The following is an 8,430-nucleotide window of genomic DNA, read 5'->3' on the forward strand; positions in this document are numbered from 1 at the left end:
GGCTACCACAATCTTCCCGGAATCGAAGTTCCTGATTTCGTGGTGATGTTCGTGCCCGTCGAACCGGCATTTCTCATGGCCCTGCAATCCGATGGCGAACTCTGGGCCGACGCCTACAAACAGGGAATTCTTCTTGTGGGTCCCACCACGCTCCTCTATGTCATCCGTATCGTGAACGTACTCTGGCAGCAGGAACGCCAGGCCCGCAACGTTCGCGATGTCATGAAGCGCGGCACCGAACTGTACGAAAAATTCGCAGGGTTCGTTACGGATATGGAACTCATCGGCGACAGTCTCCGCAAAACGGATAAGCACTATGGAGAGGCCATGAAGAAGCTGGCCGACGGCCGCGGCAACCTCATCCGCCAGGTCGAATTGCTCAAGGAACTGGGCCTGCGTACAAACAAATCCATCCCCAAGAATCTCCTCGATCGCGCCGATGTCGATCAAGCCGAGTTGGCCCTTGCCGCCGAAGCTGAAGAAAGCAGGGGCAGAATGCTCTCAGAAAACGAATCATGAGGGCCGAAGCGCACAAAAAATGTTGCGCGAACCGCACCCGATTCCTGCGTTCCTGCGATTTCTCCGTTACTTTCGTCCCATAAACTGGCAGTCACCTAACCCGACATGGCCTTGGGCTCTGCTTAGATTAGGAATAGGGGACGGAAAGACATGGGCCATACTGCCACAGTCATTGGTGCGGTCGCGCTGGCATGTGCCCTTGTTGGTCTCCTTTGCGGGTATTTTTGGGGACGCTCCAAGGTAAGAGCGCAGGTGGAGGACGCAATGGATAAAGCGCGCGTCTCTGCCGACGCACGCGAATTCGACCTCAGGGAACAGTTGTCGAACAAGATGGTAGAAGTTTCCGAACTTCGCGCGCGTGCCGAAGAACTCCCTCGTTTGCAGGAACAACTTGCCCAGCTGAAATCTCAACAAATGCGCGGATCCGCAAGCGGTGGACCGATCGCTCGGGAACCCGGCAACGCCGCGCCAAGAACGGTCGAGCAAAAGCAGGAAGCACCGGTAATCGAATCAACCGATAAAACCATTCAGAATTACTTGAAGTCGATGGAGGAGAAGCTCAAACAATCCGAACAGGAGCCCCTCGCCGTCACCCAGAAGATCACACCACCACCGCCCGCGAAATTACCCATCACAGAGCCTCTTGTCACTGCCCAGAAGAGCACGTCACCGCCGCCGGCAAAATTGCCCGCCGTTGAGCCTCGTGCGGCCGCGCAGAAGAATCCGCCGCTGCCGACCCCACCGACAAAGCCACCCGTACAAAAGCCACCCATTCAGCCGCCGCGCGCTGTGACTCCTCAGAAACCCAAACCGGCCGCGGGATTACCAACAGCCCAGCCCCCGCGGGTCAAGGACGAATGGCAGGAGTTTGCGGCATCTCTCGAGGCTCTGACACGTCAACGCAAGTAGCGAATTCTCGCGTTCTCATACGCAAATGCCGGTCAAGATGTGCAACCGTTCAGTTGCGCAATCCAGCAGTCACCAACTCCGCCAAAGCATGAACGCCGGCTCCGCGAAAAGGGCACCCTGAGGCTAGGCGCCGTCCATTTCCGTAAAGGTAACCCGCAGCCTTCTCCAAGTCGTTCCTAAATCCTCAGGGAGCACCCGTGTCTCAGCAACCGTCGTCATGAAGTTGGTATCGCCCACCCAACGCGGCATTGCGTGCATATGCAGATGTCCCGCGACCCCCGCGCCTGCCGCCTGCCCGAGGTTCAATCCGAAGTTGAACCCATGCGGCCGGTACAACTGCTCCAGCGCGCGCTCCGTCCCCTGCGCCAGATCCATCAACTCGTGCGCCGCGTCGGTTTCCAGCTTCGCAATCCGATCAAGGTGCGCATACGGCATCACCATCACGTGGCCCGACGTGTACGGATACGCGTTCAGGCAGATAAAACAATGCTTCCCGCGCTTGACCAGACCCCCGGCCTCTTCCGCTTCGTCTGCGCTCATTCCGTGTTCGATCGCATAATCAATGCTCGCGATCAGATTGCAGAAGACGCAGCCGAGATCGCCGGGCCACGCATTCAGTCGCGTCGGAACGCCCGATCGCGGAGCCCCATCCGCCGTCGTAACATACGCAAATCGCCACGGACTCCAGAGCTGATCCATCGATTCCTTCCCGTCTTTTGCCCTTCTTCGCACCAAGTATAGTGCGCTGCTGGGCTGCGCTTCTCCAATGGCGATTCGTCCGGAAGCATCTCATCGGCGCATCTGAAAAACCTTTCACTCCTGTATCCTCGGTCACACCTCGTCGCTAACTCCAACAAAATCTCCATCCCTTTGCACCAATTCTGCGCCACTTTGTCATCACCCATTCACAACTGCCAAAGTGTTGGATTGACGGGGAAAACGCACCATTGCTACACTTAGAAGCGTAGCTTCCTGCGCGGATTCCAGCAGTTAGCTGCGGCCGCCCTCCAGCCAGCCGTTGCCTGCCTGGTGTTTCCCAAGGAGACGAGTCGCTTTGCTGCCAGCTCTCTGGCTCGAAGCCCCGTCTCTGTGAGACTCACCGGATTAAGGTTCCCGGTTGCCGAGGTCCCGGCAAAGGCACTGCCCGCCACCGCCGCGTGCACGTGCTATCCGTCGACAGCGTCACCGTCGCCGGGCCAATGAATCGGAGCTGCTGTCATGCCAAACGTCCTCAATCCCGAACCCGAGAGCATAACCCTGAACACCGAACTCGAAACACCTACCCTCGACCCTGCGACGGAGCTCGATGCTCCTTCGTCCGAATCCACGTCCAACCCAGAGACTGCCGAAGTACACACCGCTGTCGAACCGCAAGCGCTGGACGCCGATGCCCCAACCGAGCCTGTAGCCCAGGCCGTTCCCGCACAACAAGAGCAAGCGGAACTTCAAGAACCCGTCGCTCATGTTGCGTCCGCGCCGGCTGAACACAGTGCCGAATCTGCTGATGATTTCTCAGCTGCCCTCGAAGCCTTTGAGCGCGAGCAGGCCGCTGAAGCTGCTGCTGTCGAAGCCTATGGCGACAAAGTCGTCTCCGGCACCGTCCTCAAGCAGACTGAAAAACATTTGGTTGTCGACGTAGGTCTCAAGTCCGAGGGCCTTGTGCCCATCGAACAGGTCCTCGATCACACCGGCGCAGTCAAGTTCCAGCCCGGCGAAGTCATCGACGTGGTCATCGAACGCGAAGAGCCCGAGGGCGGCTATCTCGTCAGCTACGAGAAGGCCCAGCGCCTCCGCGTGTGGGACACCATTGAAAAGCACGCCAACGACAAGACCCCGATGATGGGCACCGTCGTCAGCCGCGTCAAGGGTGGTCTTACTGTCGATATCGGTTTGAAAGCCTTCCTGCCCGGCTCGCAGCTTGAGATCCGCCCCGTCCGCAACCTCGACGGCTATCTCGGCCAGCAGATTGAAGTCCGCGTCATCAAGCTCAACAAGAAGCGCGGCAACGTGGTCGTCTCCCGCAAAGAGATCCTCGAAGAAGAGCAGAACGCCAAGCGTTCCACCACGCTCGAGCATCTCGGCGAAGGCGCCATCCTCACCGGCACCGTCAAGAACCTCACCGACTATGGTGCGTTCGTCGACCTCGGCGGCATCGACGGCCTGCTGCACATCACTGACATGAGCTGGGGACGCCTCACCCATCCCCGCGATCTGGTCAACGTCGGCGATGAGATCCAGGTCAAGGTCCTCAAGTTCGACAAAGACAAGCAGCGTGTGTCCCTTGGCTTCAAGCAGCTCACGCCTGACCCCTGGCTCGACGCCACGGAGCGCTACCCCGTTGGAGCACACGTACACGGTCGCGTTCTTTCGGTCACCGACTATGGTGCGTTCGTTGAGCTCGAGCAGGGAATCGAAGGCCTGGTCCATCTTTCTGAGATGACCTGGTCCAAGCGCCTTAAACACCCCTCGAAGCTGGTCAAGCCCGGCGACGAGGTCGACACGGTTGTCCTCAGCGTCAATCCCGCCGACCGCCGCATCTCGCTCGGCATGAAACAGCTGATGGAAAACCCGTGGGAGAACCTCACCGAGCGTTATCCTGCCGGAACCGTTGTCGAAGGTCGCGTTCGCAACCTCACTGACTTCGGCGCCTTCATCGAAATCGAGGATGGCATCGACGGCCTCGTCCACGTCTCCAACCTCAGCTGGACCAAGCGCGTCAAGCATCCTTCTGAAATCGTCAAGAAGGGCGAAAAGGTCAAGGCAGTTGTTCTCGGCGTCGAGCCGCAGAACCGTCGCCTGAGCCTCGGCATCAAGCAGCTTCAACCCGATGTGTGGGAGAGCTTCTTTGCTACCCATCGCGTCGGCGATCAGGTGCATGGCAAGGTGCTTCGCACCGCCCAGTTCGGCGCTTTCGTTGAAATCGCCGAGGGCGTTGAGGGCCTCTGCCACATCTCTGAAGCCAGCGAAGTGCCCGGAGAACCTTCCAAGCTCGAAGCCGGTCAGGAGCACGACTTCAAGATCATCAAGATCAACGTCGAAGAGAAAAAGGTGGGCCTGAGCCTGCGCGCGGTGTCCGGCCACGAAGCCAGCCGCTCCGAAGTTCAGGACTACAAGTCGGAAGCTCGCGGCGGCAGCCACAAACAGCCCGTCTCCAGCGGCACCACCACCCTCGGCGACCTCATCAACTGGCGCAAGAACGAGCGGTAACGCCCGTCCTTGATCGGCACACAACAACGGCCACCTGCAAGGGTGGCCGTTCTGCGTTAGCTTCGAATCGGCGTCATGTCTCTCCTCACCCCTGTCATACTGAGAGCCGCACGCTCGGGGCCCCGCGGACGCAAGTCCGTTATTTCGGGTTGGGCCACGACTCTGGACCTATCGGCGACCACACTCGCAACTGAACTAAACTATATGGCCCACGCCACATTGGCACCCGCGCTACAATCGCGGCACATGCGAAATGGCAACGAACTGCGTCTTGAGAGGTGCTCCGTTGCAGTGTGACAAAGTCGGTGACCTTATGGCGAATAACCTCTTGATGCTTATCAAACTGGATACCGACACCATGGCCTTCATGAGCCTTCTTGTCAGTATCGTTGCTGCATTAGCTGCCATCTTTGCTGCTTTTTACGCGAACATTGCTGCTTTCTACGCGAAAAAGGCAGCAACCGAGCGCGACCTGACACGGGTGGACCAGAACACGCAGCACGTTGAGCATTTCAGCAACAAGATTTTGAGCATAGATACCCAAATTCAACCGCAGGTTCAGCGGGAGGCCCCACAGCCTCAACCTCAGCAGGAAGCCCCACAGCTTCAGGCTCAGCGGGAGGCCTTTCAGGCTCAACCTCAGCAAGAAGCACCACAGCTTCAAGCTCAGCGGGAGGCCTTTCAGGCTCAACCTCAGCAGGAGGCCCCACAGCTTCAGGCTCAGCGCATATCCATCTCTGTTGAGGGTGAAGCTATGGGAGAAGTCCCGCTCGAATTGTGCCTAACCCTGCAAGACTCATCAATTCGTGTCAGCCGCGTCGAGATGCTTAACGAAGTCGGGAAAACCCTTAGCTCATCGCCGAGCAAGGCAACTGACAATGCCCTTGTATTCAAATCCATCCTTACGCCAAAGAAGGTGAGGCAGTGGTGGAGTGCGGGAGAGTCAACTAGTGAAGGAGGAGGTAGAAGTGTTCTTAGGGCCTACCTCCTGGTCGATGAAAGCAGGAGAGAGGTCTACCGTGACATCCCGGTTTCAATCGTGGAGGAGTTGAGGAGTATCGGCATAGCCTCCTTGGTCGTTTGGACTATTAAGGGGAGCATCTAGCTAATCTGACCGAGTGACCGCCTATCGGACCTCTGACTGGTTTTCGCTTTTCCCGGCGATCCGGCTCACAGTAGGAGAAGAGTCGGCGGCGATACTGGGTGACTTCTGCGGTCGGCGCGGGCTATATTAGCCGCCATCTGGATTCTCATTCTCATCTCTGAAAACCTAAGGAGACTAAGCTATGCGAAAGTTTGCTGGCGTGTTCATCGTCTGCTTTTGCGCTGCGATGGCTATGGCTGCCGACTTAGCCGGAACCTGGAGGCTCAATCTACAAAAGTCGAAGTTGCGCAGCGCAAATACTACCGCCGAAACCCTGATCATTGAGAAGACAGGTCCCGACTCCTATCGCTACACCTTTGACATGACGCTGACCTCAGGCGAGAAACGGTCTTGGACCCTGGATCGCGTCTATGACGGCAAGGAACGTGCGGTCAATAGCTCCGACGCCGGAGAGTCCCGTGATAGCGAAATCTGCGAATTTGTTACAGGCGGTGGGCGAAAGATCACGATGAAAACGGACGGGAAAGTGGTTAGGACCATCACTTCAACGCTCAGTGGAGACGGACAGACCCTTACGAATTTGCGCTCAGATGTAAAGGGAGAGGATGTGCTTGTCTTCGACCGGGAAAAGGAGCCCATACCAGCGGAATAGAGCGATGGTAGTTCCGGGCGAATGACCGTCCAACCGGGTCAGTAACTCAGAGTAGGTCGCGGCGGTCGAGCCTGTGGGCGAGTCTGCGGCAGGGAACGGGGTGCCCAAATCTCGCTTCTGAGACCTGGGAGTACTGAGGCCTTATCAAGTCACCACAAAATAATTCCCGAATCTCTGCAAAACATTTGCAGGTTATTTCGCCGGTTTGTTCATACTCGAATCAGAAGCCTCGCCGATCCGCTCGCTTGTCGATTATTCGGCGCGGCTGGCAGCGCTCCTTGCAGAGTCGTGACGGGCAAGCAAGAGCGGATTCGTCTAAACCCGGGTTACCAGCTTCCAGTCATGCAGTAACCCCTTTGTTAAGAAATATCTATGGCTAAGTCCAATGCAGAGAAATATTTGCAGCGCACTCCTCCCGTTAACCCGTAGAAAGCAGGATATTTGCTTACAGAAACCGGGTAATAGGGTAGGTTAAGCAACCAAACGGTTGCATATCAGCTGCGATGTCCACGGTCAGTGCTCTCCGGCAATCTCGATCAGGCCGAAGGAAAGTCACATTCAGCTGTGACCCCCGCCACCATTTCCTTCGCAGTGCGGGCCTATCATTCCGCCAGTCAGGAAAGGTGTCTCCATGGCAACCAATACATCTCGCCGCGAGTTTTTGTCCGCCGGGTTGATGCTCCCCGTAGCCGGCGCTGCCTCCAAAATCAACTTCCTCGATTCCCCCGACAAGCTGACGCCGCCGCAGCCCCGGACACCCAAACTGACCTACCGCACACTCGGCAATACAGGCCTCAAGGTGACAAGTGTCGGTTTCGGCTGCATGATCACCTCCGATCCCAGCGTCATCGAGCGCGCCGCCGACATCGGCATCAATTACTTCGACACAGCCCGCGGATACCAGCACGGTAACAACGAGCGCATGGTCGGTGCGGCCCTCGGCGCGCGACGCAAGAATCTCATACTCTCCACCAAGTCGCCCACCGACAACAAGGCTGGATTGCTGAAGGACCTCGATACCAGCCTCGCCGAGCTCAAAACCGACTACGTGGACATCTGGTATCTCCATGCCAAAGACACCCCCGTGGCGATTCATGACGACATGATCGAGGCGCAGCATATTGCGAAACAGCAGGGCAAAATCCGCTTCGCCGGCATGAGCACCCACGCTCTTCCCAAAATGACCGAGTGGACCATCGATAAGAAGGCGTTCGACGTTGTCCTCACCGTCTACAACTTCACCATGGACCAGAAGATGGACGAGGTCATTGCCGCCGTCGCAAAGACCGGCACCGGTGTCGTCGCCATGAAGATCATGGCCGGAGGAGCACACGCCCACCGTCCCGGCGAACCCATCGACCCGCGCACGCAACGCGAAGGCGCGATGCTGGCTGCACTCAAGTGGGTTCTCAAGCGGCCCAACATCGGCACCACAATTCCCAGCATGACCGACATGGATCAGCTCGATGAAAATCTCCGCGCCATGTCCGAGACCTTGACACCCTCTGACGAAAAAATCCTCGCCGCTCACCTGGAACAGATCAAACCCCTCTACTGCCGCTTCTGCGGCGAGTGCGATGGTGCCTGCGCCAAGGGCCTCCAAGTCGCGGACACACTCCGCATCCTCACTTACGCCGACGGATATGGCCAATTCGCACTGGCTCGCGAACGCTTCAACGAACTCCCTTCGCACCACGCCACAGTTCGTTGCGGCGACTGCACCGAATGCACCGTGAAATGCCTGCACGGGGTCCGTGTCGCCGAACGCATCGCCCGCGCCCAGGAACTGTTCGTATGACCGTGCGGCAACGCCTGTTCCAGCTCTTCAAGTCCGAGGGGCAGGGAGTCGCAGTTTGGAGGAAGATCCAGCCGAAGCCCGGTCTTGGATTTGCAGTCTGGAAAAAGGCCAAATCGAAGCCGGGTTTGTATCAGGGCATGACTTCAGTCATGCCGACGAGCCCAGCAAAACGAGCGGGGGCTTTAGCCCCTGAGGCACTGTCTTCTCTCCATTTTTTTCTTGTTCTGATCTTTGCGACGC

At 57.8% G+C, this 8,430-nt stretch carries 8 protein-coding genes; 7 read left to right on the forward strand and 1 reads right to left on the reverse strand.

Annotated features, from left to right (window positions below):
* Positions 1-519: DNA recombination protein RmuC (gene rmuC, locus WA354_RS04830; protein WP_472811876.1), on the forward strand; the 519-nt coding region annotated here is incomplete at its 5' end.
* 264 nt (positions 520-783) lie between these two features.
* On the forward strand, positions 784-1,428 hold the full coding sequence (locus WA354_RS04835; protein ID WP_472811877.1) for a hypothetical protein: 645 nt from the start codon (positions 784-786) through the stop codon (positions 1,426-1,428).
* A gap of 123 nt (positions 1,429-1,551) precedes the next feature.
* Here the strand turns inward: WA354_RS04835 and WA354_RS04840 are convergent, their stop codons facing one another.
* Positions 1,552-2,127, reverse strand: coding sequence for an HIT family protein (locus WA354_RS04840; RefSeq protein ID WP_472811878.1), 576 nt, complete (start codon positions 2,125-2,127; stop codon positions 1,552-1,554).
* Positions 2,128-2,646: 519 nt separating this feature from the next.
* On the opposite strand from WA354_RS04840, the gene WA354_RS04845 reads away from it, so the two are divergent.
* The 5 genes from WA354_RS04845 to WA354_RS04865 form a co-directional block, all read left to right on the forward strand.
* Positions 2,647-4,635 (forward strand): 30S ribosomal protein S1, encoded by a 1,989-nt coding sequence (locus tag WA354_RS04845; RefSeq protein WP_472811879.1) that lies wholly within the window; start codon positions 2,647-2,649, stop codon positions 4,633-4,635.
* A 313-nt stretch (positions 4,636-4,948) separates the two neighbouring features.
* A complete protein-coding gene (locus WA354_RS04850) occupies positions 4,949-5,740 on the forward strand; it encodes a hypothetical protein (protein WP_472811880.1) in 792 nt (263 codons plus the stop codon).
* Positions 5,741-5,921: 181 nt separating this feature from the next.
* On the forward strand, positions 5,922-6,392 hold the full coding sequence (locus tag WA354_RS04855) for a hypothetical protein (RefSeq protein WP_472811881.1): 471 nt from the start codon (positions 5,922-5,924) through the stop codon (positions 6,390-6,392).
* Between the two features lie 631 nt (positions 6,393-7,023).
* Complete coding sequence (locus WA354_RS04860) at positions 7,024-8,190, forward strand: aldo/keto reductase (protein ID WP_472811882.1); 1,167 nt, start codon at positions 7,024-7,026, stop codon at positions 8,188-8,190.
* Positions 8,187-8,430: hypothetical protein (locus WA354_RS04865; protein ID WP_472811883.1), on the forward strand; the 244-nt coding region annotated here is incomplete at its 3' end. The genes WA354_RS04860 and WA354_RS04865, both read left to right, overlap by 4 nt.

The organism is Occallatibacter sp., from assembly GCF_049802275.1.
Classification (GTDB): Bacteria; Acidobacteriota; Terriglobia; order Terriglobales; family Acidobacteriaceae; genus Telmatobacter.

Bases quoted from the DNA above. Each gene is read 5' to 3' on its own strand.
- WA354_RS04835 (WP_472811877.1), top strand. From the start codon at position 784: ATGGATAAAGCGCGCGTCTCTGCCGACGCACGCGAATTCGACCTCAGG.
- WA354_RS04840 (WP_472811878.1), bottom strand. From the start codon at position 2,127: ATGGATCAGCTCTGGAGTCCGTGGCGATTTGCGTATGTTACGACGGCG.
- WA354_RS04845 (WP_472811879.1), top strand. From the start codon at position 2,647: ATGCCAAACGTCCTCAATCCCGAACCCGAGAGCATAACCCTGAACACC.
- WA354_RS04850 (WP_472811880.1), top strand. From the start codon at position 4,949: ATGGCGAATAACCTCTTGATGCTTATCAAACTGGATACCGACACCATG.
- WA354_RS04855 (WP_472811881.1), top strand. From the start codon at position 5,922: ATGCGAAAGTTTGCTGGCGTGTTCATCGTCTGCTTTTGCGCTGCGATG.
- WA354_RS04860 (WP_472811882.1), top strand. From the start codon at position 7,024: ATGGCAACCAATACATCTCGCCGCGAGTTTTTGTCCGCCGGGTTGATG.